This window comes from Neorhizobium phenanthreniclasticum (genome assembly GCF_040066075.1).
In the GTDB taxonomy this organism is placed as follows: Bacteria; Pseudomonadota; Alphaproteobacteria; order Rhizobiales; family Rhizobiaceae; genus Neorhizobium; species Neorhizobium petrolearium.
This window is the reverse complement of record NZ_JBEAAL010000014.1, coordinates 1-24,819: the sequence shown is the minus strand read 5'-3', so window position 1 is coordinate 24,819 and position 24,819 is coordinate 1. Positions and strand designations below refer to the sequence as shown.

Below are 24,819 nucleotides of genomic sequence, written 5' to 3'. Positions count from 1 at the left end.
TACCTTAGATAAGGTACGGTTCGGCCCTGCAGGCCCTTATGGGTTTCGGGTCGTCTTTCGCCCATCAGGAATTGCATCATGGATATCGAGAAAATTTTGCGGTCGGTCGTGGCCGTGCGCGCCTCAATTCCGGATAATGCCTTCACGGCAAATACGCTCGGCACCCGTCGGGAAGGAAACGGCGTCGTGATCCGCGACAACGGACTGGTGCTGACGATCGGCTATCTCATCACCGAGGCCGAGGAGGTCTGGTTGACGCGTCGTGACGGGCGCGTGGTGCCCGCCCATGCGCTCGCCTACGACCAGGAAAGCGGTTTTGGCCTCGTGCAGGCGCTTAGCCCGCTTGACCTTCCGGCGCTGGAAATGGGCGACTCCGACAGCGCGCAGGTCGGCGATCCGATCGTCTTTGCCGATGGTGAGGGTGAATATGTCCGCGGCAATATCGTCGCCAAGCAGGAATTCGCCGGCTACTGGGAATATCTTCTCGATGAAGCGATCTTCATCGCACCCGCGCATCCCTCCTGGGGCGGCGCAGCGTTGATCGATGCGGAAGGCAAGCTCATCGGCATCGGATCGCTGCGTCTGCAGATGAGCAAAGGCGGCGAAGTCGCCGACATCAACATGGCCGTGCCGATCAACCTGCTTCGTCCGATCCTCGACGATGTGCTGAACCGCGGCGAAATCAACAGGCAGCCGCGACCATGGCTCGGAGCCTTCTCAGCCGAGAGCAATGGCGAGGTCATCGTCATGAGCGTTACCGAGAACGGACCAGCCGCAAAGGCGGGATTGAAGCGCGGCGACGTGATTTCGGAGATCCGCGACGGCGAAGTCGACGGGCTTGCCGACTTCTACCGAAAGGTCTGGGAAAGCGGCCCTCCGGGATCGGAAATCCCCATGCGCATCCTGCGCGACGGCCGTGAAGCCTGGCTGCGGGTAAAGTCTGCGGACCGCAACGATTTCCTGCACAAGCCACAATTGCAGTAGCGGCTTGAGGCACGTCACCCTTTCCCGCGTGTGGCTTGCCCTGCCACAAGGAACAGGTATTACCTCACCAATATTGCCCGGAAATCGTTGACATTCGTGCCGGTCGGGCCGGTGGAAAACAGGTCGTCGATGGCGGAGAAACCGGAAAAGCTGTCATTGCCGTCGAGCAGCTTTCTGCCGTCCAGGCCCGCAATCCGCAGGCGACGCGTGCTCGTGCCGTCGGCAAAGGCGCCCGCATTGGTCTCCGATCCATCGATCCCGTCCGTATCGGCGGCAAGCGCAGTGATGTGGTGACCGTCGATCGCCAGCGCAAAGGCCAGGGCAAATTCGCCATTGCGGCCGCCCTTGCCCCCTTTGCTCCTGAGCGTAACCGTCGTCTCGCCGCCGGAAAGCAGCACGGCAGGCTTGGCGAAGGGCCGGTCGCGCAGCGCCACCTCGCGGGCGAGCGCCGCATGCACCAGCGCCACATCGCGGGATTCGCCTTCGACGGAATCGGAAAGAATGTGAGGCGTGACGCCGTGGGAGCGGGCGACCGCTGCCGCTGCTTCCAGCGATACGCCGGCAGAAGCGATGACATAATGTTCGTGGCGGGCAAAGACCGGATCATCCGGCTTCGGAGCGTCGGCCGCCGGCGAGTTCAGATGTGCGATCATTTTTTCCGACAGCATCAGCCGATACTGCTCGATAATCGCCAGCGCTTCCTGCCTCGTCGTGGCATCCGGAATGGTCGGACCCGACGCGACGAAGGCCGGATTGTCACCCGGAATATCCGAGACGATCAGGCTGACGACGCGGGCCTTCGTGGCTGCGGCGAGACGGCCGCCCTTGATGGTTGAAAGGTGTTTTCTGACCACGTTCATTGCGGAGATTGGCGCACCGGAGGCAAGCAGCGCCTCGTTGAGGGTGATCTCATCTTCAAGCGTCAAGCCTTCCGGCGGCGCGGGCAGCAGGGCCGACCCGCCGCCGCAGATCAGCGCGATGACGAGATCATCCTCGGAAAGGCCCGAGATCGCCCCGACAAGCCGCTTCGCACCGGCAAGGCCTGCCGCATCGGGCACAGGGTGCGAGGCTTCGAGGATCTCGATCGACTTCGTTTCGCAGCCATAGCCGTAGCGGGTCACGACGACGCCGGAGAGCGGGCCTGGCCATACGCTCTCGAGGGCAGCAGCCATTTGTGCCGCTCCCTTGCCGGCGCCGATGACGACGGTGCGACCGCTTTTCGGCGGGGAGGGCAGGTATTTCCTGATGCCGGTCAGGGGATCGGCGGCCTTCACCGCAGCGTCAAACAGCGCCTCCAGCAATTCCCGATCCTTCATCGCCTCTTTCCTCCTCTTTTCATCGCTCGGCCTTTTCGATCACGGTGGTTGACAGCCGTCAACCAGGCTTGATCGCCATGAGCCTTTCCGCCCGGAACAAAGCGGATGGGTGTCGGTTGTCCTCAAGGCTCATCGAACGAAAGGAGCGAAGCATGACCGAGCATTTGAAGGAAGCAGGTTATTCCGGCCAGATCGATATCGGCGGCAGCCGGTCGCCCGTAACCTACAAGCTCAAGGCCTGCAGGGAGGATGACGGGGCTTTCCATGTCGCGGTGAGTCTGACGACGTCGCGCGACTGGCTGCTGAAACACGGCTTCCGCCGGCAGGCGACGCTGGTTCGCCAAGGCGGATATCAGATGCCGGTACATTTCGAGGAGACCCTGAACGTCGCCGACAATATCTCCGTCACGCTTCGCGCCGACGATGCGGTGATTGCATCGATGGACGAACTGAAGAGGAAATTCCCCGAACTGCAGGCGGGCTGAGGTGGCACCTATCGCCCCGGCATGATCTCCACAGCCGCCTGGCGGATCGTCTGCATGAGGATGGAAAGCGGCGCAGAAGGATTGGAATCGGCCCGTATGGTGAGGCCGACCGGTCCACGGGTCTCGCTGGTATCGATCGGTAGTGTCGCGAGCGTTCCGTCAGCGACGTCCCCTGCGACGACGCCGGCGGAAATGATCCAGACCGCTTCGCTTGAGCGCACGAAAACCCTGCCGAAAGCATCGGAGATTGTTTCCACCTGGACGGGCAGGGTGGCAACGCCATTGGCAATGAGGAACTGTTCCACGGACGGCCGGATGATCGAGCCACGCGTCGGCATCAGGACCGGATAATCCGCCAGGCCCTCGAAGATCGAGCGCCTCCCGTCGAGCAGGGGATGGCCAGGCCGGACGATGAAGACCACCTGCTCGGAATAGAGATGCTCGAAGGAAAGGCCTGCCATTTTCTCCGGCGAAGCCAATCGCCCGACGACCAGATCGAGATCTCCCACCCTGAGTTGTTCCATCAAAACGGCATTATCTCCCGTTACGATCTTTACCCGGCTGCCCGTCTTTTCCGCAAGGAACAGCATCATCGCCCGTGGCATGATCCGGGTGGAAACGGTGGGCAATGCGCCGATGCGTACAGGCGGCGCGGAATCGAAGAGTTCCTGCGAGACGGAATCCATGCCCTGCCTGAGTGCCGTCAGTGCCGCGCCCGCATGCCGCAGGAAGACTTCACCGTAGCGAGTAATGCGGATGCCGCGCCCTTCGCGCTCGAAAACGGCGACACCCAGTGCCTCTTCCAGTTCGCGGATCGTCTTGGTCACCGCGGGCTGGCTGACATTGAGGATTTCGGCCGCCCTGACGACACTCTTCTGTCGGGCGACCTCGATGAATGTATACAGATGTCGAAACTTGATCCGCGAATTGATCAAAATCAAATAACCTTGCGGTTAAGGAAACATGCTATAAATATCATTTTACTTAACCGAAAACTAGAGCAATCTATCAACGTGAGAGGAGGCGCAGATGCAATTTGTACACATTAATGGCATTGCTATCCATTATGACATCCTGCGTGCGGGTGATGATAGGCCAGTCATCGTCTTCATCAATTCGCTCGGAACCGACAGCCGCATCTGGCACCACGTGCTGCCGAAGCTGGCTGAGGACTATACAATCCTCACCTATGACAAGCGCGGCCATGGTCTTTCCGGACTCGGCAACCCCCCGTATTCGATTGCCGATCATGCGGCCGATCTTGCCGGTCTGCTCGATCACCTGCAATTGCCACAGGTCATCATGTGCGGCCTTTCGGTTGGCGGACTGATCGCCCAGGGTCTGTATGCCGCCCGGCCGGACCTCGTGAAGGCGCTGGTGCTTTCCAACACGGCGCACAAGATCGGTACCGCCGAAATGTGGGCGGCGCGTATCGCCACCGTCGAGGAAAAAGGCATCGGCAGCATCCTCGACGCGATCATGGAGCGCTGGTTTACCGAACCCTTCCGCAAGCCGGAGAATGCCGCCTACCAGGGCTATTGTCACATGCTGGTGCGGCAGCCGACCTTCGGCTACAGCGGCACCTGCGCGGCGATCCGCGATGCAGATTTTACCGAAGCCGCAAGCAAGATCACCGTGCCGGTGCTCTGCATCGTCGGCCGCGAGGACGGTTCGACACCGCCGGAGGTCGTCAAGTCGCTTGCCGATCTGATTCCCGGCTCCCGCTACGAGATCATCGAGGGAGCGGCGCATATTCCGTGCGTTGAAACACCTGCCGCCCACGCCGCGCTGATCCGCGGCTTCATTGAACAACTGGATAAGGAATGAATATGGCCGAGACTTCTACGCCGTCGGAACGCTATGCGCAGGGCATGAAGACGCGCCGCTCCGTGCTCGGCGATGCTTATGTCGACCGTGCCCAGGCAAACAGGACGCCGTTCGACCAGCCGTTTCAGGAGCTCATCACCGAAAGCGCCTGGGGTACCGTCTGGTCGCGCCCGCACTGGACCAAGCGCGAACGTTCCATGGTGACGATCGCGCTGCTTGCAGCGCTGGGCCATTATGACGAGGTCGCCATGCATATCCGCGCAACCGCCAATACCGGTGCGACAAAAGACGATATCTGCGAGGCCCTGATGCATGTGGCAATTTATGCCGGCGTTCCGGCCGCCAATCATGCCTTCAAGATTGCAAAAGCCACTTACGCTGAAATGGACGCGGAAAAGGCCGCGGGAGAGAGAAGATGAAAAACGCACCGCCTGAAACGACACCTTTCTTCCCTCGTGACAGGGAATGGCATCCACCGGCGTTCACACCGGGTTACAAGACTTCCGTGTTACGCTCGCCGCAACGCGCGCTGATTTCGCTGGAAGGCACCAAGAGCGAGGTCACCGGTCCGGTCTTCGGCCACAACATCCTCGGCGAGTTCGACAACGACCTGATCGTCAACTACGCCAAGCCCGGCGAAATGGCGATCGGTGAACGCATCCTCGTCTACGGTCGCGTGCTGGATGAACGGGGCGTCGGCATTCCCGGCGCGCTGGTGGAGTTCTGGCAGGCGAACGCCGGCGGGCGCTACCGCCACAAGAAGGAAACCTACCTCGCACCGCTCGACCCGAACTTCGGCGGCTGCGGCCGCACCATCACCGACGAGAACGGCGGCTACGTCTTCAAGACGATCAAGCCCGGCCCCTATCCGTGGCCGAATGGCGTCAACGACTGGCGCCCGGCGCATATCCACTTCTCGGTCTTCGGCCACGGCTTCGCGCAGCGTCTGATCACCCAGATGTATTTCGAAGGCGATCCGATGATCTGGATTTGTCCCATCGTGAAGACGATCCCGGACGAGAACGCCATCAAGGGCCTGATCGCAGCCCTAGACATGAACAACACAATTCCTCATGACATGAGAGCTTACAAGTTCGACATCATCTTGCGCGGCCGTCGCTCGACATTCTTCGAGAACCGCAAGGAAGGTAACTGATCCATGGTCCAGCCGCTCACCTACTTCAAGGAATCTGCATCCCAGACGGCAGGTCCGTACGTTCACATCGGCTGTACGCCGAACTTTTCCGGCATCACCGGTGTCTACGAGACCGATCTCGGCTCCGGTCCGATGGTCAACGACAAGACCCGCGGCGAACGCATCACCATTCGCGGTTTCGTCTATGACGGCGCCATGACGCCGCTCAAGGACGCGTTGATCGAGATCTGGCAGGCGGACGCTGACGGCTTCTACAGCAGCCCCTCGGAGACGCGCGGCAAGGCCGATCCGAATTTCCTCGGCTGGGCTCGCTGCCCTGGCGACATGCAGACCGGGGAATTCGTGTTCGAGACGATCAAGCCCGGCCGCGTGCCGTTCCGCGACGGGCGGCTGATGGCGCCGCACGTGACCTTCTGGATCGTCGCCCGCGGCATCAATCTCGGTCTCAACACGCGCATGTATTTCTCCGACGAGGAGCAGGCGAATGCCGAAGACCCGATCCTGTCGCGCATCGAGCACCGTGTCCGCGTGCCCACCCTGATCGGCAAGCGTGAAGGCGATACCGTCACCTTCAACATCTATCTTCAGGGTGAAAACGAGACCATATTCTTCGACATCTGAGATCGAAGAATCAGGGGCCCGTATGAGCGTTTCGGCTTTCGAACACCCGTTCCTGTCCGGTCTCGTTGGTGACGACGAGACCGGAAAGCTGTTTTCGGCGGAAGCCGAGATCGAAGCCATGCTTGCCTTCGAGGCGGCGCTCGCCAAGGCGGAGGCGGGTGCCGGCGTCATTCCCATGGATGCGGCGGAGCGCATCTTAACTGTCTGCGGCTCATTCAAGCCGGACATGGCAGGGCTTCACAAAGGTACCGGCCGCGATGGCATCGTTGTCGCCGAGTTCGTCAAGCAGCTCCGCGCGGCCGCCGGCGGCGAGGCGGCACAATACGTGCACTTCGGCGCAACCAGCCAGGATGTTATCGATACGGCACTGGTAATCCGGCTAAAGAGAGTCTGCGGCCTGTTCGATCAACGCCTTTCGGCTCTCGAAAAGGCCTTCGTGGCTCTCGATCGCAATTTCGGCGCCCGCACCCTGATGGGCCATACCCGCATGCAGGCGGCAATCCCGATCACCGTTTCCGATCGCATCCGGCCGTGGTGCGTACCGCTCATCCGCCATCGGCAGCGGCTGGATGCCTTTTCCGAGCACGGTTTTGCTGTGCAGTTCGGCGGCGCGGCCGGCACGCTTGATAAACTGGGCACCAAGGCGGCTGACGTGCGAAAGTCGCTCGCAAGGGAACTATCTCTTGCGGACGCTCCGCAATGGCAGAGCCAACGGGATCGTCTGGCGGAATTTGCCGGGATCCTGGCATTGATTTCCGGCTCGCTCGGCAAGTTCGGCCAGGATGTGGCGCTGCTTGCCGAAATGGGCGGCGAGATGGAGCTTGCCGGTGGGGGCGGCTCCTCCGCCATGGCGCACAAGCAGAATCCGGTAGCGGCCGAGGTGCTGGTCTCGTTCGCCCGCTTCAATGCGGTGCAGCTTTCCGGCATGCAGCAGGCCATGGTGCACGAACAGGAACGCTCAGGCGCCGCCTGGACCCTCGAATGGCTGATCTTGCCGCCGATGGTGATGGCAACGGGTGCGTCGCTGCGTCTTGCGGCAGAACTTGTCGATAACATACGCTCCCTCGGAAGGGGTTGAGGCGGCGGCGACACGGCTGTAAGCACGTGCATCAATAACTTTTCATGACTGACGTGCCTCGTGTTATTCTGGGTCGCCGTTAGGATAAGCCGGCATCCTGGCGTTGCGGCACCTGTCAAACGCAGTCGAGGATGAGGTTTTAGGGAGGGCTTTATGAAGAGACTCATCATGACCGCATTCGCGGTCGCCGTTTTATCGAGTGCCGCATATGCCGATACGATCAAGATCGGCGTCATCGGTCCGTTCTCGGGGCCTTTTGCTTTGCAAGGCAAGAACTTCAAGGCGGGTATCGATGCCTGGCTCGCCGTCAATGGCAACGAGATCGGCGGCAACGATATCCAGATCGTCTATCGCGACGTGCCGCAGGCCGATCCGGCGCAGTCGAAATCGCTGGCACAGGAACTCATCGTGCGCGAGGGCGTTCAGTATCTCGCCGGCTTTTACTTCACCCCTGACGCCATGGCCGCAACGCCGCTGTTGCAGCAGGGCAACGTGCCGATGGTCGTGATGAATGCCGCGACGTCCTCGATCGTTACCGCGAGCCCCTATGTGGTGCGGACGTCCTTCACCATGTGGCAGAACACGACGCCGATCGCGAAAGTGGCGAAGGACCAGGGTGTCACGAAGGTCGTCACGCTGGTTTCCGATTACGGCCCGGGCATCGACGCGGAAAACGCCTTCAAGACCGCCTTCGAGAAAGAAGGCGGCCAGGTGGTCGAAGCGATCCGCATGCCGCTTTCCACCAACGATTTCGCTCCGCTGATGCAGCGCGTAAAGGATTCGGGCGCCGAAGCGCTCTTCAGCTTCCTGCCGTCCGGCCCACCGACGCTTGCCTTCGTCAAGGCCTATAACGACAACGGCCTGAAGGCGGCCGGCATCAAGTTCTTCGCGACCGGCGACCTGACGCCCGAATCCGACCTGCCGGCGCTCGGCGACGCAGCCCTCGGGCTGACGACGACCTATCACTATTCCGTGTCGCATGACTCGCCGGAGAACAAGGCATTCGTCGCGGCAGCCGAGAAGGCGATCGGCAACCCCGCAGAGCTTACCTTCCCGGCGGTCGGCGCTTATGACGGCATGTATGTTATCTCCAGGATGATCGAAGCGACCGGCGGTAAGAAAGACGCCAAGAAGGCCATCGAAGCGGTGAAGGGCCTTGCCTGGACAAGCCCGCGCGGGCCAGTCGCCATCGACCCGGAGAGCCGCCATATCACGCAGAACGTGTACCTGCGTGAAGTCGCCAGGGACGAGAGCGGCAAATACATCAACAAGGAAATTCAGACGTTCGAGAAACAGGGCGATCCAGGCCTGGCTTTCGTGAAGAAGTAAGTTTGATTTCCAGCTCATTGCCCCACATCCGGCTGCCGCCACCTTCTCCCCGCACGCGGGGAGAAGGACTTGTGACGCACCGCTTTCCCGATCGAAGGCGCTGCTCGGGGGCACGTCCCCTCTCCCCGTGAACGGGGAGAGGGTTAGGGTGAGGGGCGTTTAGCCGTCAGAGAAATTTCGGCCGAATAAGGACACAACCACCCATGCAGACCGTGTTCAGCATAGCCGTCGATGCGCTGGCCTACGGCATGGTGCTGTTCGTGATCTCGATCGGGCTTTCCGTGACGATGGGACTGATGCGCGTAGTGAACCTCGCGCATGGGGCGTTCGCGATGATCGGCGGTTACCTTGCCTCCTATGCCGCGCGTGACCTGGGGCTCGGTTATGCGGCCGGTATCCTGATTGCCGTCGTCGGGACGGTCATCATCGCCATCCCGATCGAGCGCCTCCTCTACCGCCGCCTTTATGGCGCGACGGAACTGACCCAGGTGTTGATGACGATCGGCATCACCTTCTGCGTCATCGGGATTACCAACTTCATCTTCGGGCCGACGCTGAAGACCATCCCGTTGCCGCCGGCGCTGCAGGGTTCCGTCGATCTCGGCTTCCGCTCGATCGCCGCGCACCGGCTCTTCGCGATCGTCTGCGGGCTGATTGTCGCGACGGCTCTGTGGTTCCTGATCGAGCGGACCGCCTTCGGCATCCGGTTGCGTGCGGCGGTGGACAATGCCGCTATGGCCGCGGCTCTCGGGGTGCGCACCGAGATCGTCTACGCGGTGAGCTTTGCTGTGGCAATCGGGCTTGCCGCGCTCGGCGGCGTGCTTGGGGCCGAACTTCTTCCCGTCGAGCCTTATTACGCGCTGCGCTACATGGTGACCTTCCTCGTTGTGGTCTCGGTCGGCGGCGCGGGCTCCATTCCCGGCGCGCTTCTCGCCTGCCTGTTGCTCGGCACGATCGATACGACCGGCCGCTATCTCGCGCCGGAATACGGAGAATTCTTCTTCTATCTCGCAGTCATCGTGATCGTGACCCTCTTTCCGCGCGGGCTTCTGGGGCGGTCGAAATGACAGCGGCTTCCACGGATCACAGCTCTGCTGCCACCCCCTCAATCGCCCGGCGGCTTGCCGATGGCGGGTTGATCGGCACACTCTTGATCATCGTGATCGGGATGATCGGCTACTATCTCTTTCCGAACAATCTGGCGCTGCTGACGCGGATGACGGCGATTGCGCTGCTGGTCCTGTCGCTCGATCTGGTGACCGGATATTGCGGTGTGGCGACGCTTGGGCACGCGGCGCTTTTCGGGGCAGGGGCTTACGGAGCCGGCATTGCAGCGGCGCATTTCGGCATTAGCGAACCATTGACCATGACGCTGGTCGGAGCACTGGCGGGCTCTGCCGCCGGCCTCGTTTCGGGCGTCGTCATCCTGCGGGCCCACGGCCTGGCACAACTCGTTCTGTCGATCGCCGTCATCCATCTCTTCCACGAGGCCGCAAACAAGGCGTCGGCCTGGACCGGCGGCAGCGACGGACTTTCCGGCATCATGCCGGAAGCGATCTTCGGTCTGTTCGAGTTCGATCTCTGGGGGCAGACGGCCTACATCTACGGTCTCGTCCTGTTGATCATCGTCTTCGTGGCACTCAGGATCCTGGTTCGCTCGCCCTTCGGCATGCTGGCGCGCGGGGTGAGGGAGGATCGTATCCGCATCACCGCGATGGGCGCTTCGGTGAACTCGGTGCTGCTGCGCATGTATGTGATCTCCGGGGCCGTGGCCGGCATCGGCGGTGCATTATCGGCCATCTCCACGCAGGTCGTCGGGCTCGACAGCCTCTCCTTCACGCTGTCGGCCGAGGCATTGGTGATGCTGGTGCTCGGCGGCACGGGCTCGCTTTATGGGGCGATGATCGGCACGATGGTCTTCATGTGGTTCGAGGACACGCTGTCGGCCATCAATCCGTTCCACTGGCTCACCATCATCGGCGCATTGCTTGTCGCCGTCGTGCTCTTCGCGCCGAAGGGGCTTTATGGCTCCACCGCCGGTTTCGTCAACCGATTAAGGAGGAGGCGGGGATGAGCGTTCTCTTCGAGGTCCGGAATCTCAGAAAGAATTTCGGCGGGCTGGTTGTCACCAATGACGTGTCGCTTGCCATGGCGCCAGGCGATCGCGTGGCCCTGATCGGCCCGAACGGGGCGGGGAAGACGACCTTCGTCAACCTCGTGACCGGCAATCTCAGGCCCGATTCAGGCCATGTCTTCCTCGGTGGTGAGGATGTGACCCGGCTCAAGGCCGCCAAGCGCGTGCGGCGCGGCCTGATCCGCTCTTTCCAGGTGACGCGGCTCTTTCAGGACATGACGCCGGAAGAGCACGTGGCGCTGGCAATCCTGCAACGGGAGAGGCAGGCAGGAAAAATGTTCGGCCACTATTCCGGCAAGCCCGAGGTGATGGACGAAGTCAGGAAAATCCTGGACCGGCTCGGGTTGATCGAGCTTTCGCATCTGAAGGTGCGGGAGATCGCCTACGGCCAGCAGCGGCTCCTGGAGATCGCGTTGGCGATGGCGCTGAGGCCCAGGATGTTACTGCTGGACGAGCCGGCTGCCGGCGTGCCGCAATCGGAAACCACGCGCATCGAGCAAGCGTTGAACAGCCTGCCGCCGGATCTTGCCGTGCTCATGATCGACCATGACATGGATCTCGTCTTCCGTTTTGCCCGGCGGGTGGTCGTGCTCGCGGCCGGCACGGTGATCTTCGATGGCTCGCCGAAGGATGTGACGCAGGACCAGCGCGTGCGGGAAGCCTATCTGGGGAATTATGCGAATGCCGGCGGCACTGCTTGAGGTCAAAAATCTTTCCGCGGGTTATGGCCCGACGCGGGTGATCGAGGACGTTTCCTTCTCCGTGCCCGCCGGATCGAGGCTTGCTCTTCTCGGCCGCAACGGAATGGGCAAGACGAGCCTGCTGGCCACATTGGCCGGCCAGACGCGGCGCTATGGTGGCCAAATCCGCCTCGCCGGCGTCGACATCGCGGATGAGCCGAGCGCTGCCCGCGCGCTGGCCGGCCTGGGTTATGTTCCACAGACCCGGGACGTCTTCCCGACCCTGACAGTCGAGGAAAATCTCTTCGTCGGGTTGAAGGGTCGCCCGAAGGATGCGATCTCGGAGGCCTATGAGATGTTCCCGCGCCTGAAGGAGCGGCGGAGGAATCTTGGCAGTCAGCTTTCGGGGGGCGAACAGCAGATGCTTTCGACCGCCCGCAGCATCCTGGGCCAGCCGACCGTACTCCTGCTTGATGAACCGCTGGAAGGTCTGGCGCCGGTTATCTGCGAAGAGCTGATGGCGGCCTTCTCCAAACTCGCTCAATCCGGAGAAATGACCATCCTGCTCGTCGAGCAGCGCATCCAGAGCGCGCTGGATTTCGCCGACAATGTCATCATCCTCGAGCGCGGCCGCATCGCCTGGCAAGGCAGCCCGCAAGTGCTCGCCGCCGATCATGATGTTGTCGAGCGGCTGCTCGGGGTCGGCGGTTTGCATTGAAGAGTGCGAGATCCTCGGATGTCAAAAGACCGACAACAGATAAGATCGGTCCTGCGTCCTTGAAATCCCGGTTGGTTTCGTCGATGAAGAAGGCCCACCTTTCTCCGGAATCACCCCTATGCCCGACCTTTCCAGTCTCGCCGCCTTTGCTCTCATCGCTCTTGGCATGGTACTGACGCCCGGGCCGAACATGGTCTACCTGATCTCGCGATCGATCTCCCAGGGGCCGATGGCGGGATTGATCTCGCTCGGCGGCGTGGCGCTCGGCTTCGTCTTCTACATGCTCTGTGCCGCTTTCGGCATTACCGCGCTGGTCATGGCCGTGCCTTATGCCTATGACGCGCTGCGTTTCGCGGGCGCTCTCTACCTGCTCTATCTCGCCTGGCAGGCGGTGAAGCCGGGCGGGCGCTCGCCTTTCCAAGTCATGCAACTGCCGAAGGACAGTCCGAAAAGGTTGTTCGTCATGGGGCTGATGACCAACCTTCTGAATCCCAAGGCGGCAGTGCTCTATCTCTCACTGCTGCCGCAGTTTATCAATCCGGAACATGGCAGCGTGCTTTCCCAATCCATCGTGCTCGGCTTCACGCAGATCGCCATCAGCATCTCCATCAATGCGATGATCGCACTGATGGCGGGTGCTATCGCGCTCTTTCTTGCCCGCCGGCCCACATGGATCGTCGTCCAGCGCTGGCTGATGGGCACCGTCCTTGCCGCTCTTGCCGTTCGCATGGCGACGGAAGCTCGCCGCTGATTTCGGCCTGCCGCCCCTAGCCGGTCGTCGCAAGGGGACGTCAGGCCGTCTTGGCTGCCTTTGCCAATTCCTTCAGATGTCCGGCGATCGTGGTGGGCACTTCCAGCGGCGTGAAATGCCTGACACCGTCCATGATGAAGAGCGACGCACCGGGAATATTGTCCGCCATGTAGCGGGCCATCTCCGGCGGCGTCGCATAATCCTCCGTGCCAACCGCGACGCGGCAGGGGAAGGAAAATTTCGGCAGGGCGGCGCGGATGTCCGCATTGCCGAGCATCGCGCAGGTCGCGGCATAGGCCGATAGTTCGTTCTTCAGGAAGACGGCAATCGCCTTCTCCACGATATCCGGATTGGCCTCGCGGAAGCTATCGCTGAACCAGCGGGTCTTCTGAAAGCCGACAAGCGCGGCCATACCTTCGGCGAGCGCCTTGTCGGCGCGCTCCGCCCAGGCTTTTGGGGCGTCCTCTCCATAACATGCGGTGGTGTCAAAAAGACCGAGCGCTTCGACGCGCTGCGGATAACCGGCAGCAAAGGCGAGCGCCACGCATCCGCCCATGGAGGCGCCGGCGACGACGGCCGAGGACCAGCCGACATGATCCATAAGATCGGCGAGGTCATCGGCGAAAAGCTCGACACTATAGGGGCCGGCCGGCTTGTCGGAAGCGCCGTGGCCGCGGCAGTCGTAGATGAGGGCATCGGCAAAACCGTCGAGGGCGGCGACCGTCGGCTCCCAGAAGGTCTTGTCCATGGCAAGCGAATGCACGAGCGCGATGCGGCCCTGGCCACTTCCCTTGACGAGGCGGTAGGAGATTTTCGTGCCGTCGCGGGTGGTTGCGGTGCTGTTCAACGGATCGTTCACCTCGAAATCCTTCCGGTAGGGACCGTTTTGCGTCATACTGTATGACAATGATATAAGCAAATCGGACCGGAGAGACAACCGCCGATGTGAGGATTGCCGCACTTTGTGAAAGTATGGCCTAGCTGGCAGCGGAAAGTGCCAGCCCTTCCGCACCGGTCTCCTCGGCAAGCTGCCTGGCGACCAGCGCAAGTTGGCGGCGCAGCCATTTGTGGGCGGGAACATCCGTATGGACATCGCTCCATACGGCGGTGGCGAAGACCCGCATGTTCGGCACCGGCACGGGACAGAAATAGAAGCGCGACGGATCGAAGATCGGCACCATCTTCTCAAATACCATGACGATGAGATCGGAGCGGGAGACGATCGCCGGTGCGGCCAGGAACTGGTGAACCGTGGTGGCGACGCGCCGCTTGAGGCCCGCTTCTGCTAGGAATCGGTCTGCGCGGCTCACATCGCTCATGCCGGGCTTGACGGCGAGTTGCTCGGCGGCGAGGAATTCATCGAGCGTGATCGGCTGGCCCGCAAGCGGATGACCTTGCCTCATCATGCAGAGATATTTGTCTTCGAAGAGAGCTATGTGCTTGAAACGGCGCGGCAGGTTGGGGATGACACCGACCGCGAGGTCGATCTCGCTGTTGTCGAGAAGTGCCGGCAGTTCTTCGTTCGGGCGCGATTGGATCTTCAGGGCCACCCGCGGTGCGACGCGGGCGATATGCTCGATCAGAAGCGGCAGCATCACCACCGAGGCATGGTCGGAAACGGCGAGGCTGAAGGTCCAGTCCGGATCGTTGGGTTCGAAGACGGTCGGTTCGAGCGCCTCCTCGATCTGTCGCATCGCCGCCTGAATCGGCCCGGCGATTTCCAACGCCCGCGGTGTCGGCCGCATGCCGTCCGCCGTGCGCAGGAAAAGCCGGTCATTCAGCAGCAGGCGCAGGCGATTGAGCGCGTTGGAAAGCGCCGGCTGCGACATGCCGAGCTTTTCGGCGGCGCGGTTGACGCTGCCTTCCGCCATCATCGCGTCGAAGACCACCAGGAGCTTGAGATCGATGTTTGCCAAATTCATTTCAGTGATAATACTCTTTGCTTTTTGAATTTGCCAATGGCGGCGCTGTCAGATCAACATTGTCGTACAAAAATACAATACTACACAAGTGTTGCGATGAAACCTCGCGGGCGCCGGTGTATGCGTATTCGGGCGGTCCCTCGACCACGGCGTTTTGCTGGGGGATGCCGCCTCCGGTGATAGCTCCCGAAACGAGGGAGGAGGCGCATGAAAGCGTCTCACGAGCAATGAGCCTCGCGGATAGCGAGGCGGTGGAGGATATATATGCTTCTTGAACAGGCCATGGCGGCGTTGGGGGTCATCTTTGACCCGATGCGCTTCCTGATCATCATGCTGGGTTGTATACTCGGCCTTTTCATTGGGGTCATCCCCGGCATCGGCGGCCTGGCGGGCATGGCCCTGCTTTTGCCGTTCACCTACACGATGGACCCTTATACGGCGCTTGCCTTCTTGATCGGCATGTGGGCTGTGACACCGACGGCCGACACGATCCCGTCGATCCTGATCGGGGTGCCAGGAGCTGCAGGATCGGCAGCGACTGTGATGGACGGCTATCCCATGGCGCGCCGCGGCGAGGCCGGGCGAGCGCTCGGCGCTTCCTACACTTCATCGCTGATCGGCGGTATTTTCGGAGCCGTCCTGCTCGGCATCGCGATCCCGATCCTCAGGCCCTTCATGATGGCCTTCGGCACGCCGGAGCTTTTGGCGCTCTGCATCCTCGGCCTCACGCTGGTCGCGGCCGTCAGCCAGGGCAACATGATGAAGGGCCTGGTGGCCGCCTGTTTCGGTGTCGTCATCGCTTCCGTCGGCGACGAGGCGCAGACGGGTGAACTGCGCTGGACCTTCGATTCCATCTATCTCTGGGAAGGTGTTCCGCTCGAAGCACTGGTGCTCGGCCTCTTCGCCGTGCCGGAACTGATCGAGCTCGGCGCGGCGCGCCAGTCGGTTGCCCTCCATCGCAGCGAAAGCATTGTGCGCGACCAGTTCCGCGGCGTGCGCGACGCGATCCAGAACATCCGCCTCGTGTTCCAGAGCTCGTGGCTCGGCGCGATCCTCGGTTCGGTCCCCGGCCTCGGCGGCCCGGCGATCGACTGGATCGCCTACGGCTCGGCGGCGAAATCGGTGAAGGGCGGCACCGAGAGCTTCGGCACCGGCGACGTGCGCGGCGTCATCGCCTGCGAGGCGGCCAACAATTCCCGCGAAGGCGGCGCGCTCATCCCGACGCTTGCCTTCGGCATTCCGGCGAGCGCCACCATGGCGATCCTGCTTGGCGCCTTCATGATGCACGGCATCCAGCCGGGTCCGAAGCTGCTTACCGAACAGCTCGACATCACCTACACGATCGTCTGGAGCCTGATGATCGCCAACATTATCGGCGTGCTCATCTGTTTCGCTTTCGTGTCGCAACTCGCCAAGCTGGCATTGGTGCCGGCAGGCATTCTGGTGCCGACGGTGCTCGCCATCGTCTTCATCGGAGCCTATTCGGCGACCCGCGACATCGGCGACATCATCGTTCTCCTGATCTTCTCGGTGATCGGCTGGGCCATGAAGCGCTTCGGCTGGGCGCGTGCACCGGTATTGCTTGGCCTCGTCCTTGGAGGTCTGGTGGAACAATACCTGTTCATTTCGACCAGTCGCTACGGTTCGGAATGGCTGACACGTCCCGGCGTCCTTTTCATCCTGGCGATCCCGGTCCTCTACTTTGCCTACAGCGCGGTAAGGTTTTTCCTGAAGCGTCGCGAGCCTGCACTGGCCGCGGTCGGTGCAGCAGTCAGTGAGCCCGCCGCCCCGAAAGAAGCTCCGGTCGGACAGGTCTCCACGATCGACCGCATCATGCTGCCAGGCATGTGGGTCCTTGCCGCGATCCTGTTTGCCACGGCGCTTGCCACCTCGACCGAATGGGCGCTTGCTGCAAGGCTGATGCCACAGACGGTATCGGCCGTCGGCCTCATCGTCGTGATCTGCTCAGGCATCGGTATCTACATGAGAAAGCGCGCCGGCGAGACGATCCTCAAGCCGCGCAAGGCGAGCGAGGCCGATCCGCTGGAAGCGATGCCCGACCGCCAGCTTTACGCACGCATGGGCATCATGTTCGCCTGGGTGCTCTCGGTCTTCGTGGGTACGCTCCTGATCGGTCTTCTGCCGACACTGCTCGTATTCATGTTCGGCTATATGCGCTTCGAGGGCAGACAGCCCTGGATCCGCACGCTGGTGATTACGCTCGTCATCTGGGTTGCCATGTTCATCCTTTTCGACAAGCTGCTCGTCATGCCCTGGCCGCAATCCTATCTGGGCGACGCCTTCCCGCAATTGCGCACGATGGTCTCGGACATCATCTGAGCCACGGCCGACAATCGCAATGGAAAGGCCGGAGCATCGCTGCTTCGGCCTTTTCGTTTGTCTATCGTTGCCGCCGCTTGACTCATTCATAGCTCTGTGGCTATACGTAAATTCATAGCCGGCGAGGTATGGATTTCAAATGTCGAACGCTCATGACGTGCTCTTCAGAACGCTCGCCGATCCGACCCGGAGGGCTCTCTTTGAACGACTGTGCCGCGAAGGAGAAAAGACGGTCGGAGCTCTGACGGCCAGGGCCGGGGTCTCGCAACCGGTCGTTTCAAAGCATCTTGCTGTGCTGAAGCGTGCCGGGTTGGTGCGCGACCGCCATGAAGGTCGCCAGACGCACTATAGTGCGCAACTTGGCGCGCTGGCTCCTCTGGTCGACTGGACGAGCCAGATGGCCGGGTTCTGGCAGAGCCGGTTCGATGACCTCGAAGATCTACTCAAAAGGATGGACCAATGAACGAAACGTCGATCGAAACGCGCTCCGTCGTTGTCGAGCGGGAGGTAGCTTTTCCGCCGGAGAAGATCTGGCGCGCACTTACGCAACCACACCTGATCGAGGAGTGGCTCATGAAGAACGACTTCAAGCCTGTTATGGACCATCGTTTCAAGCTTAGCGCAGACTGGGGTTCCGTCGACTGCCAGGTTCTGGAAGTCGAGCCGAACAAGACTCTGTCTTACACATGGGGTGCCTATGGTCTCGAAAGTATCGTTACCTGGACTCTCACCCCTACGCGCACAGGCACCCATCTGCGCATGGAGCAATCGGGCTTCCGGCCGGATCAGCAGCAGGCCTATCAGGGCGCCAGACACGGATGGCAGAAGTTCCTCGCAAATCTGGAACAGGTCTTGGCTCGGACAGACTGAAATCTGTCTGGAGTGAGCGTGGAGAGAGGGGGATTCCCATTGGATTGGAACAGAACTATTCGGCAGGTCCACCGCTGGCTGTCGATCATCTTTACGGCAACCGTCGTCGCAAACTTCGTCGCCATGGGGCTGGGGGAACCTCCCTTGTGGGTGGTCTATTCCCCGCTGCTGCCGCTCTTTTTGCTATTGTTCACCGGCCTGTACTTATTCGCGCTGCCCTATGCTGCCATCAGGCGCGGCGCACCGATGGACACGACTGAACTGAACGATCGGCACGGCAGATCTCAGGTCCCGGGCGCGAGGCTTAATTTTACCCAAGGTTCATGTTTCCTCAGGCGGAAAACGCATGTAAAAAGCCCCGCTCGGATAAGCGGGGCCTGTGCTTCCGGAACTCCTTTATCCGGTCAAGCAAGCTCGACCATCGGGTCGCGACAATATTCCGGCGGCACGCGGACGTCGATCACCCAGGGCTTGCCGGCCTTCACCTTCTCGATGCCGCGGATCAACGCGCCGGCAAGGTCAGCGATATCGGTGATCGGCCCCTCGCCATCGATGCCCTGCGCCTTCGCCAGCATCAGCAGGTCCGGAACTGGGTCCTGCAGGCGCTGGCCGACCCAGGCGTTTTCCGGTGGACGGCCGCGCTGGACCGCTACCTGCGCCTGATGGTGCTCGTCGTTGAAGTAGGAGTTGTTGTTGGAGATCACGTAGAGCAGCGGGATGCCCTGCGATGCCGCGCTCCAGAGCGCGGTATTGCCCATGGTGAAGTCGCCGTCACCGACGATCGCGATCGGCACGCGCGGGGACTTCATGTCGCGCAGCGCGAGCGCCGCGCCGATGCCGATGCTGGGGCCTGAGCCCACACCGCCGCCACCATTATGGCCGAGATAGTCGTGTGGATGTTCGAGCTCGTTGGCATTGACCGGCCAGCCGAGCGGGCGCGAGGTGAGGCAGACGTCCATGTCGCGCGTCACGCGGTTGAACACCTTGGCGAGGTCCATGAGGCTGATGTCGCCGGAGGCCCTCGACGGTTCGGCATCGATGCGGCGCCGCTCGTATGTCTTCGGGGCCGGCAGGCGCAGAGTGAGCGTTTCTAGGAGGCGCGAGACGGCGGTTTCCGGCACGGTCGGAATGTTGACGTCCACAGCCGGCAGGCCCTGGTAGTCCATGTTCCAGCCGCGATGGATGTTGAAGTCGTTCGAGACGCTGATGACCGGGGCGCTCGGGCTTCCGGCCGGGAAGACCTGGTTGATGGTGCCGGCGAGATCGAGCCAGTCCAGCGAAAGAACGGCGTCGGCTTCCATCAGGTGTTTCAGCAGGTTCTTCGACAGCTTCCAGCCGGTCTCGCCGATGAACAGCGGATGCGTGGTGGGGAAGCTGGCTGCCAGCTTCACATGGGTGAGCACTTTCGCGCCGATGAGTTCGGCGAGCTTGATGCGCTCGGCCCAGCCCTCTTCACTGCGCGAGGTACGGCCGCAGAGGATGACGGGGCGCTTGGCTCTCGCCAGGATTTCGACGGCCTCTTCGAGGTCACGGCGCGGCGGCTCGGGATCGGCAGGCGCCTTGAAGCGGGAGATGTCGTGCAGCGCAGGGACCTTTTCAAGCTCCATTTCCTGCACGGTGACATCAAGGTTCACATAGGTCGGGCCGGAGGGGCGGGCGGTCGAAAGCATCGTGGCGCGGCGGATCGATTCCACTGCGGCTTCCGGCGAGGCGGGTTCGTCGTCCCATTTGGTAAAGTCACGGACCAGGCCACCCTGGTCGATGGTGCAGTGGATCCACTCGATCCACGGCCGGCGCTTGGTGGCGTCGAGCGGGCCGGTGGCGCCGATGACGACGACCGGCACGCGGTCGCACCATGCGTCGAAAATACCCATCGTGGCATGCATCAGGCCGACATTCGAATGAACCGCAGCGGCAAGCGGCTTGTCGGTGATTTTCGCCCACCCTTGAGCGATGCCGATCGCATGTTCCTCGTGCATGCACAGAATGATCTTCGGATTTTCGTTGCCGAGATAATTGACCAGGCTGTCGTGCAGATGTCGGTAGCTCGCACCCGGGTTGAGGCAGATATAGGGAAAACCCTGCTCCCGGATCGCCGCGGCGATCAGGTCGCTGCCATATTTCGGCGCACCGGTTTCAACCGGGACGAAACGCTTCGTGCCCTGGTGGTCCATGGACGTAATCCTTGATATTGGGAAGTGACGAACGCTTAAAGGCAAAGAAAAACCGCGCGACCGGAGCCGCGCGGCATATCGGGATCAGTTGTTGAAGCCGTCCGCGATCGCCTTCTGGAGCGTGGCGACAACGTCCGGCGGGGTCGTGATGATCTTCTCGACGACCGCATCCACATCCTTGCCGGCCATCGGCGCGATCGGGATCGAGCGAGCCTTTGCGTCAGCCAGGAAATCAGGATCCTTCATCAGTTCATCGAAGGCCTGGGAGAGCCCCGCGACGCGATCTTCCGGTGTACCGGGCGGGGTCATCAGGGCACGGCCGATATCGCCGCCCGCACCGAAGAATTCGATCGCCTGCTTCTTGGCCGGATCATTGGTGAGCTCGACGGCCGTTGGGGTGTTCGGAAGGTCTGTCAGGCGTTTTTCCGAGAACTGCACGACCGGAACGACATCGCCGGCAGCAAGCTGCTGAGCGTAATTGACCGACCAGTTGGCCCAGACGGTGGTCGTCAGATCGGCTTCGCCGCGAAATACGGCGAGCGCGCTGGCGGTCGCGCTGTCATAACCGCAGACCATATTGAACTTCGAGCCGATCAGTGACTTCAGCACGGCTCCGGTCTGGGCGCTCGATGTGGTGCGGCCGGAGCAGCTCACGTTGGCTTCGGTCTTCAGCGAGTCCTCGATCGATTTCACCGGCGAATCCTTGCGCGCCATCATGACCGAGGTGACGTCGGCAACGCGACCGATGAAACGCATCTTCGAAACATCCCAGCGGCTCTTCTTCGGATCGAGGACCTGATCCTGCGCCAGCGATTCCGGCAGGAGCGCAACCATGGTGCCGTCCTTCGGTGCCTTGGTATAGAAGTGCGCGGCCGCAAGCGAGCCGCCGCCGCCCGGCATGCCCTGGACGATCACGGTCGGATTGCCGGGAATGTGCTTGCCGAAATGCTGAGCGAGCAATTGGGCGTAAAGATCGTAGGAACCGCCGGGCGGATGGCCGATCAGGATCGTGACGGTCTTGCCGCTGTAGAAGTCGGAAACGGCATCGGCTTGAGCCGAGACCGCGCCGAAAATGGTGGCACAGGCCGTGGCTGCAGCGATGGTCAACAGGCGGATCGATTTGAGCATTGAGACTCCCTCCCTTGGACCGGCCCTCCCGGCACGGCCCGTTTATGGTCAGATACTATGATGGTACTACTGTATGACAAAGAATCGGGCGACGCAACAGGGAAAGCGAATGATGTTTCGCATTCTTAACAAATGCCTTCACGCCGGTTCGCCTTGGAGTTCCTTATTTTCCATCGAAACCTTGCCGCTTTCGGGGCCGGGCTGTTAAGCGGATACAGGCCGGAAAGGGAGGAGCGAAATGACTGACGATCGAATGGGACTGTGGGATTTCGCTCTACGCCTCTATGCCTCGCCGGGCGTGGGCGATGCCTGTCTGACCTTGCAGGACGAAAGCGGCGTCGATGTGCCGATGCTTCTCTTTTCGGCCTGGCTTGCAAAGCATTCCGCTGCGTTGACGGATGCGGAGCTTGAGCGCATCGACGAACGTGTCGCGGATTGGCGGAACGAGGTGGTGAGGCCACTGCGTGACATCCGCCGTCGATTGAAGGGTGGGCCGCATCCTGCGCCGACGAAGGAAACCGACGCATTGCGCAACGAGGTGAAAGGCGTCGAGCTCGGTTCGGAAAAGATCGAACTGGCGGTGCTTGAGGCCGAAGGAGAGGCACTGATTGCTGCAGGCTCGGGTGACGCCAGCGGAAACCTCGCACGCGTGCTGTGGCATTTCCGAGGGTCGGAACCGGACGCGAAGGCGACCGAGGCGCTTGGAATTGTCGAAAAGGCGCTGGCGGGCCTCTAAGCCGGCATCCGTAACCTGATGGCCATCCGGGACATCAATGTTGGCCCGGTGAGCCGGGGCCATCCTTCCAGCGCTTGACCATCGGCAGGTGGATGTCGAAGAGGTCGAGCGCACGACCAACGGTCTGGGTCACCATCTCATCGATAGAGGCCGGCTTGGAATAGAAGGCCGGTACCGGCGGCATGACGATCGCGCCGTTCCGCGTCGCTTGGTCCATCAGCGCGATATGACCGGCATGCAGCGGCGTTTCGCGGAAGAGCAGCACGACACGGCGGCGTTCCTTGAGACAGACGTCCGCGGCGCGGACGATCAGTTCGTCATTGTAGCAATTGGCAATGCCGCTCAGCGTCTTCACCGAGCAGGGCGCGATCAGCATGCCGGCCGTGCGGAACGAGCCGGAGGAGACCGCCGCGCCGATGTCCTTGTAGTTATAGAGTACGTCGGCGAGCCTCTTGATCTCGTCTGCACTCATGTCGATCTCGTCGGTCGCCGTACGGAAGGCGGACGGCGAGATCACCGCGTGGGTTTCGATATCTTCGACTTGTCTCAGCAGTTGAAGCGCCCGGACGCCATAAATGACCCCGGAGGCTCCGGTAATGGCAACGATGATGCGGCGCATGGTATTTATCCTAAACGGTTATCACGCCCCGTCGGCAGTCCGGAAAGCGGAGATCGCCGAATTGGCCACATGCTTTTCGGCAGCAGCCTTGGCGGCGGCCTTGTCGCGCTTGACGATCGCTGCGACGATGGCGTCGATCTCGCTGATGCTCTGGCTCTGGCGCTCCGGGCGCACCACCGAGCGGCGGCGCAGCGGCGAGGTCATCAGGGTCAGCTTCTTCAGCAGATCGAAGGCGATCGGATTGCGGGCACCGGTGCAGATGCGATCGTAGAAATCGCGCTTGGCGGCGACGATCTCCTCAGCGTTACTGCCCCTGTAGGCTTTCTTCAGTACCTCGCTATGCGCTTCCAATGCCTGGACCTCGTCATCCGGCGCGTTTTCGATGAACTGTTCCACGATCAGCGGCTCCAGCACGCCGCGGATGCGGTAGATGTTTTCCGCATCCGAGCGGGTGACGGCGGCAACAGTGAGGCCCCGGTTGTTGAGGTCGGTCAGAATGCCTTCGGCCTGGAGTTGGCGCAGCGCCTCACGGAGCGAAGTGCGGCTGACATTGAGCCTCTCGCAGAGATCCTTCTCCACGAGACGGGTACCGGGCTCCAGTGCACCGGTTTCGATCGCCCGCCGCAGGGAATTCATGATCTTGTTCCGCAGGGGGGCGGGCTCGTGAACGAGCGGGTTGAGAGGCTCTGCAAGCGGATTTGCCATATGTCTCCTCGAAGGCGGCGGTATTCAAACCAATGTGATCACATGTCTGTCATACAAACAAACTCGCGCGCCGTCACCTCTCCGTCAAGTCGATATTTCCAACAAGATATATCGGGGCATGGCGCTGATTAATCCATATGTTGCATTTGCAGGCAGCGCCAGACCCGCTCGGGTGTTGCGGGCATATCGATATGCCTGACACCCAGCGGATGGAGCGCATCGGCGACGGCGCTGATCACTGCCGAGAGAGCGCCGACCGTACCCGCTTCGCCGGCACCTTTGACGCCGAGCGGGTTCTGTTTGGTCGGAACCGAAAACCCGGCAATCTCCACGCCCGCCATGTCGCTGGCATGCGGCATGGCATAATCCATGAAGGTGGCAGACAGAAACTGGCCGGAATTCGGGTCGTAGACGGCGTTCTCCATCAGCGCCTGGCCGAGCCCCTGCGCGACGCCGCCGGCGATCTGACCCTTGACGAGCAGCGGATTGACCATGCGCCCGACATCGTCGACGACGCAATAGCTGGCGAGTTCGACCTGTCCGGTTTCCGGATCGATCTCGACTTCGCAGATATGGCAGCCGTTCGGGAAGGTGGCGCCTGCGTTGCTGACGAAGTTTTCCGCCGAAAGAAGCGCTGATTCGCTGGCTATCACCCCGGCGAAGGAAATCGCTCGGTCGGTGCCGGCGATACGGTATTGCCCGCTTTCGAAGAGGATATCGGCCTTGTCCGCCTCCAGTTGCTCGGCCGCCCGATCCTTCAGCTTTTCGATGATCGTGTCGGCAGCGGTCCAGATAGCGCCGCCGGCCGCGGCCAGCGTACGCGAGCCGAACGTGCCGGTACCCTGCGGCACCTCATGGGTGTCGCCGGCGACGATTTCCATATCTTGCGTATCAAGTCCCAGCCGGTCGGCGATGATCTGGCGAAAGACCGTGCCATGGCCCTGGCCGCTGTCCATCGAGCCGACATGGATGCGCACCTTGCCGCTCGGCGCGATCTCCACGCGGGCGAATTCCGGATTGGGCTTGGCGGCCGGGCCACCGGCGATCTCGATCGGATTGGCAATGCCGATGCCGCGCAATTTTCCGCGCGCCTTGGCCTCCACCCGCCGCGCTTCGAAGCCGTTCCAGTCGGCCATTTCGAGCGCCTTGTCGAGCACGCCGGGGAAGTCGCCCGAATCATAAGTGAAGATGAAGCCGCTCGAATATGGCATGGCTTCCTTCGGCACGAGGTTGCGGCGGCGCAGTT

General features: G+C 61.7%; 26 protein-coding genes and 1 pseudogene. 18 read left to right on the top strand and 9 right to left on the bottom strand.

Annotation, left to right across the window (positions count from 1 at the left end):
- Positions 1-78 precede the first annotated feature (78 nt).
- Complete coding sequence (locus ABK249_RS17905; RefSeq protein ID WP_227705700.1) at positions 79-984, top strand: S1C family serine protease; 906 nt, start codon at positions 79-81, stop codon at positions 982-984.
- Between the two features lie 59 nt (positions 985-1,043).
- On the opposite strand, the gene ABK249_RS17900 is transcribed toward ABK249_RS17905, so the two are convergent.
- Positions 1,044-2,300, bottom strand: a complete 1,257-nt coding sequence (locus ABK249_RS17900) for a glycerate kinase type-2 family protein (RefSeq protein ID WP_348863542.1) — start codon at positions 2,298-2,300, stop codon at positions 1,044-1,046.
- A gap of 152 nt (positions 2,301-2,452) precedes the next feature.
- On the opposite strand from ABK249_RS17900, the gene ABK249_RS17895 reads away from it, so the two are divergent.
- Complete coding sequence (locus tag ABK249_RS17895; RefSeq protein WP_037145277.1) at positions 2,453-2,785, top strand: hypothetical protein; 333 nt, start codon at positions 2,453-2,455, stop codon at positions 2,783-2,785.
- Between the two features lie 8 nt (positions 2,786-2,793).
- On the opposite strand, the gene pcaQ is transcribed toward ABK249_RS17895, so the two are convergent.
- Positions 2,794-3,720 (bottom strand): pca operon transcription factor PcaQ, encoded by a 927-nt coding sequence (gene pcaQ, locus ABK249_RS17890; RefSeq protein ID WP_348863541.1) that lies wholly within the window; start codon positions 3,718-3,720, stop codon positions 2,794-2,796.
- A 94-nt stretch (positions 3,721-3,814) separates the two neighbouring features.
- Between pcaQ and pcaD the strand changes: the two genes are divergently transcribed.
- The 11 genes from pcaD (at position 3,815) to ABK249_RS17835 (ending at position 13,079) form a co-directional block, all read left to right on the top strand.
- Positions 3,815-4,612 (top strand): 3-oxoadipate enol-lactonase, encoded by a 798-nt coding sequence (gene pcaD / locus ABK249_RS17885; RefSeq protein ID WP_348863540.1) that lies wholly within the window; start codon positions 3,815-3,817, stop codon positions 4,610-4,612.
- Positions 4,613-4,614: 2 nt separating this feature from the next.
- Positions 4,615-5,031 carry a 4-carboxymuconolactone decarboxylase gene (pcaC, locus tag ABK249_RS17880; protein WP_037145980.1) on the top strand — a complete coding sequence of 139 codons (417 nt, stop codon included), beginning with the start codon at positions 4,615-4,617 and terminating at the stop codon, positions 5,029-5,031.
- Positions 5,028-5,768: a protocatechuate 3,4-dioxygenase subunit beta gene (gene pcaH, locus ABK249_RS17875; protein WP_037145280.1), complete on the top strand. Its 741-nt coding sequence runs from the start codon at positions 5,028-5,030 to the stop codon at positions 5,766-5,768. The genes pcaC and pcaH overlap by 4 nt, the downstream gene beginning before the upstream one ends.
- A gap of 3 nt (positions 5,769-5,771) precedes the next feature.
- A complete protein-coding gene (gene pcaG, locus ABK249_RS17870) occupies positions 5,772-6,389 on the top strand; it encodes a protocatechuate 3,4-dioxygenase subunit alpha (protein WP_348863539.1) in 618 nt (205 codons plus the stop codon).
- A gap of 22 nt (positions 6,390-6,411) precedes the next feature.
- The gene (locus ABK249_RS17865; protein WP_348863538.1) at positions 6,412-7,467 is read left to right on the top strand and encodes a 3-carboxy-cis,cis-muconate cycloisomerase; all 1,056 of its coding nucleotides are present in this window, start codon (positions 6,412-6,414) and stop codon (positions 7,465-7,467) included.
- A gap of 153 nt (positions 7,468-7,620) precedes the next feature.
- Positions 7,621-8,796 carry an ABC transporter substrate-binding protein gene (locus ABK249_RS17860; protein ID WP_348863537.1) on the top strand — a complete coding sequence of 392 codons (1,176 nt, stop codon included), beginning with the start codon at positions 7,621-7,623 and terminating at the stop codon, positions 8,794-8,796.
- 203 nt (positions 8,797-8,999) lie between these two features.
- Positions 9,000-9,863: a branched-chain amino acid ABC transporter permease gene (locus ABK249_RS17855; RefSeq protein ID WP_037145287.1), complete on the top strand. Its 864-nt coding sequence runs from the start codon at positions 9,000-9,002 to the stop codon at positions 9,861-9,863.
- A complete protein-coding gene (locus ABK249_RS17850; protein ID WP_348863536.1) occupies positions 9,860-10,870 on the top strand; it encodes a branched-chain amino acid ABC transporter permease in 1,011 nt (336 codons plus the stop codon). The genes ABK249_RS17855 and ABK249_RS17850 overlap by 4 nt, the downstream gene beginning before the upstream one ends.
- Entirely contained in the window at positions 10,867-11,631 is a 765-nt protein-coding gene (locus ABK249_RS17845; protein WP_348863535.1) for an ABC transporter ATP-binding protein, read from the top strand. Before ABK249_RS17850 ends, ABK249_RS17845 begins: the two co-directional genes overlap by 4 nt.
- Entirely contained in the window at positions 11,612-12,328 is a 717-nt protein-coding gene (locus tag ABK249_RS17840) for an ABC transporter ATP-binding protein (protein WP_037145291.1), read from the top strand. The genes ABK249_RS17845 and ABK249_RS17840 overlap by 20 nt, the downstream gene beginning before the upstream one ends.
- A 118-nt stretch (positions 12,329-12,446) precedes the next feature.
- Positions 12,447-13,079: a LysE family translocator gene (locus ABK249_RS17835; protein WP_227705709.1), complete on the top strand. Its 633-nt coding sequence runs from the start codon at positions 12,447-12,449 to the stop codon at positions 13,077-13,079.
- A gap of 40 nt (positions 13,080-13,119) precedes the next feature.
- Here the strand turns inward: ABK249_RS17835 and ABK249_RS17830 are convergent, their stop codons facing one another.
- Together ABK249_RS17830 and ABK249_RS17825 are read right to left on the bottom strand one after the other, a co-directional pair.
- Entirely contained in the window at positions 13,120-13,938 is an 819-nt protein-coding gene (locus ABK249_RS17830) for an alpha/beta fold hydrolase (protein WP_227705710.1), read from the bottom strand.
- Between the two features lie 118 nt (positions 13,939-14,056).
- On the bottom strand, positions 14,057-15,001 hold the full coding sequence (locus ABK249_RS17825; RefSeq protein ID WP_348863534.1) for a LysR family transcriptional regulator: 945 nt from the start codon (positions 14,999-15,001) through the stop codon (positions 14,057-14,059).
- A 264-nt stretch (positions 15,002-15,265) separates the two neighbouring features.
- On the opposite strand from ABK249_RS17825, the gene ABK249_RS17820 reads away from it, so the two are divergent.
- From ABK249_RS17820 to ABK249_RS17805, 4 genes and pseudogenes are all read left to right on the top strand, one after another.
- Positions 15,266-17,341: a tripartite tricarboxylate transporter permease gene (locus tag ABK249_RS17820; RefSeq protein ID WP_227705712.1), complete on the top strand. Its 2,076-nt coding sequence runs from the start codon at positions 15,266-15,268 to the stop codon at positions 17,339-17,341.
- Positions 17,342-17,480: 139 nt separating this feature from the next.
- The gene (locus ABK249_RS17815) at positions 17,481-17,804 is read left to right on the top strand and encodes an ArsR/SmtB family transcription factor (protein ID WP_037145302.1); all 324 of its coding nucleotides are present in this window, start codon (positions 17,481-17,483) and stop codon (positions 17,802-17,804) included.
- Positions 17,801-18,211 carry an SRPBCC family protein gene (locus ABK249_RS17810; protein WP_037145303.1) on the top strand — a complete coding sequence of 137 codons (411 nt, stop codon included), beginning with the start codon at positions 17,801-17,803 and terminating at the stop codon, positions 18,209-18,211. Before ABK249_RS17815 ends, ABK249_RS17810 begins: the two co-directional genes overlap by 4 nt.
- Positions 18,212-18,250: 39 nt before the next feature.
- Positions 18,251-18,457 (top strand): annotated as a pseudogene (locus ABK249_RS17805) (hypothetical protein); the annotation flags it as partial.
- 158 nt (positions 18,458-18,615) lie between these two features.
- Here the strand turns inward: ABK249_RS17805 and ABK249_RS17800 are convergent.
- Complete coding sequence (locus tag ABK249_RS17800) at positions 18,616-20,385, bottom strand: thiamine pyrophosphate-binding protein (RefSeq protein ID WP_348863533.1); 1,770 nt, start codon at positions 20,383-20,385, stop codon at positions 18,616-18,618.
- An 84-nt stretch (positions 20,386-20,469) separates the two neighbouring features.
- Positions 20,470-21,513, bottom strand: a complete 1,044-nt coding sequence (locus tag ABK249_RS17795; RefSeq protein WP_037145305.1) for a Bug family tripartite tricarboxylate transporter substrate binding protein — start codon at positions 21,511-21,513, stop codon at positions 20,470-20,472.
- A 238-nt stretch (positions 21,514-21,751) separates the two neighbouring features.
- Between ABK249_RS17795 and ABK249_RS17790 the strand changes: the two genes are divergently transcribed.
- A complete protein-coding gene (locus ABK249_RS17790) occupies positions 21,752-22,249 on the top strand; it encodes a TIGR02444 family protein (RefSeq protein ID WP_037145306.1) in 498 nt (165 codons plus the stop codon).
- A gap of 34 nt (positions 22,250-22,283) precedes the next feature.
- Here the strand turns inward: ABK249_RS17790 and ABK249_RS17785 are convergent, their stop codons facing one another.
- The 3 genes from ABK249_RS17785 to ABK249_RS17775 form a co-directional block, all read right to left on the bottom strand.
- Positions 22,284-22,868 carry a UbiX family flavin prenyltransferase gene (locus tag ABK249_RS17785; RefSeq protein WP_037145307.1) on the bottom strand — a complete coding sequence of 195 codons (585 nt, stop codon included), beginning with the start codon at positions 22,866-22,868 and terminating at the stop codon, positions 22,284-22,286.
- A 21-nt stretch (positions 22,869-22,889) separates the two neighbouring features.
- The gene (locus tag ABK249_RS17780) at positions 22,890-23,573 is read right to left on the bottom strand and encodes a GntR family transcriptional regulator (RefSeq protein WP_037145308.1); all 684 of its coding nucleotides are present in this window, start codon (positions 23,571-23,573) and stop codon (positions 22,890-22,892) included.
- Positions 23,574-23,701: 128 nt separating this feature from the next.
- Positions 23,702-24,819: xanthine dehydrogenase family protein molybdopterin-binding subunit (locus tag ABK249_RS17775; protein WP_348863532.1), on the bottom strand; the 1,118-nt coding region annotated here is incomplete at its 5' end.

Bases quoted from the DNA above. Each gene is read 5' to 3' on its own strand.
- ABK249_RS17905 (WP_227705700.1), top strand. From the start codon at position 79: ATGGATATCGAGAAAATTTTGCGGTCGGTCGTGGCCGTGCGCGCCTCA.
- ABK249_RS17900 (WP_348863542.1), bottom strand. From the start codon at position 2,300: ATGAAGGATCGGGAATTGCTGGAGGCGCTGTTTGACGCTGCGGTGAAG.
- ABK249_RS17895 (WP_037145277.1), top strand. From the start codon at position 2,453: ATGACCGAGCATTTGAAGGAAGCAGGTTATTCCGGCCAGATCGATATC.
- pcaD (WP_348863540.1), top strand. From the start codon at position 3,815: ATGCAATTTGTACACATTAATGGCATTGCTATCCATTATGACATCCTG.
- pcaC (WP_037145980.1), top strand. From the start codon at position 4,615: ATGGCCGAGACTTCTACGCCGTCGGAACGCTATGCGCAGGGCATGAAG.
- pcaH (WP_037145280.1), top strand. From the start codon at position 5,028: ATGAAAAACGCACCGCCTGAAACGACACCTTTCTTCCCTCGTGACAGG.
- pcaG (WP_348863539.1), top strand. From the start codon at position 5,772: ATGGTCCAGCCGCTCACCTACTTCAAGGAATCTGCATCCCAGACGGCA.
- ABK249_RS17865 (WP_348863538.1), top strand. From the start codon at position 6,412: ATGAGCGTTTCGGCTTTCGAACACCCGTTCCTGTCCGGTCTCGTTGGT.
- ABK249_RS17860 (WP_348863537.1), top strand. From the start codon at position 7,621: ATGAAGAGACTCATCATGACCGCATTCGCGGTCGCCGTTTTATCGAGT.
- ABK249_RS17855 (WP_037145287.1), top strand. From the start codon at position 9,000: ATGCAGACCGTGTTCAGCATAGCCGTCGATGCGCTGGCCTACGGCATG.
- ABK249_RS17850 (WP_348863536.1), top strand. From the start codon at position 9,860: ATGACAGCGGCTTCCACGGATCACAGCTCTGCTGCCACCCCCTCAATC.
- ABK249_RS17845 (WP_348863535.1), top strand. From the start codon at position 10,867: ATGAGCGTTCTCTTCGAGGTCCGGAATCTCAGAAAGAATTTCGGCGGG.
- ABK249_RS17840 (WP_037145291.1), top strand. From the start codon at position 11,612: ATGCCGGCGGCACTGCTTGAGGTCAAAAATCTTTCCGCGGGTTATGGC.
- ABK249_RS17835 (WP_227705709.1), top strand. From the start codon at position 12,447: ATGCCCGACCTTTCCAGTCTCGCCGCCTTTGCTCTCATCGCTCTTGGC.
- ABK249_RS17825 (WP_348863534.1), bottom strand. From the start codon at position 15,001: ATGAATTTGGCAAACATCGATCTCAAGCTCCTGGTGGTCTTCGACGCG.
- ABK249_RS17820 (WP_227705712.1), top strand. From the start codon at position 15,266: ATGCTTCTTGAACAGGCCATGGCGGCGTTGGGGGTCATCTTTGACCCG.
- ABK249_RS17815 (WP_037145302.1), top strand. From the start codon at position 17,481: ATGTCGAACGCTCATGACGTGCTCTTCAGAACGCTCGCCGATCCGACC.
- ABK249_RS17810 (WP_037145303.1), top strand. From the start codon at position 17,801: ATGAACGAAACGTCGATCGAAACGCGCTCCGTCGTTGTCGAGCGGGAG.
- ABK249_RS17800 (WP_348863533.1), bottom strand. From the start codon at position 20,385: ATGGACCACCAGGGCACGAAGCGTTTCGTCCCGGTTGAAACCGGTGCG.
- ABK249_RS17795 (WP_037145305.1), bottom strand. From the start codon at position 21,513: ATGCTCAAATCGATCCGCCTGTTGACCATCGCTGCAGCCACGGCCTGT.
- ABK249_RS17790 (WP_037145306.1), top strand. From the start codon at position 21,752: ATGACTGACGATCGAATGGGACTGTGGGATTTCGCTCTACGCCTCTAT.
- ABK249_RS17785 (WP_037145307.1), bottom strand. From the start codon at position 22,868: ATGCGCCGCATCATCGTTGCCATTACCGGAGCCTCCGGGGTCATTTAT.
- ABK249_RS17780 (WP_037145308.1), bottom strand. From the start codon at position 23,573: ATGGCAAATCCGCTTGCAGAGCCTCTCAACCCGCTCGTTCACGAGCCC.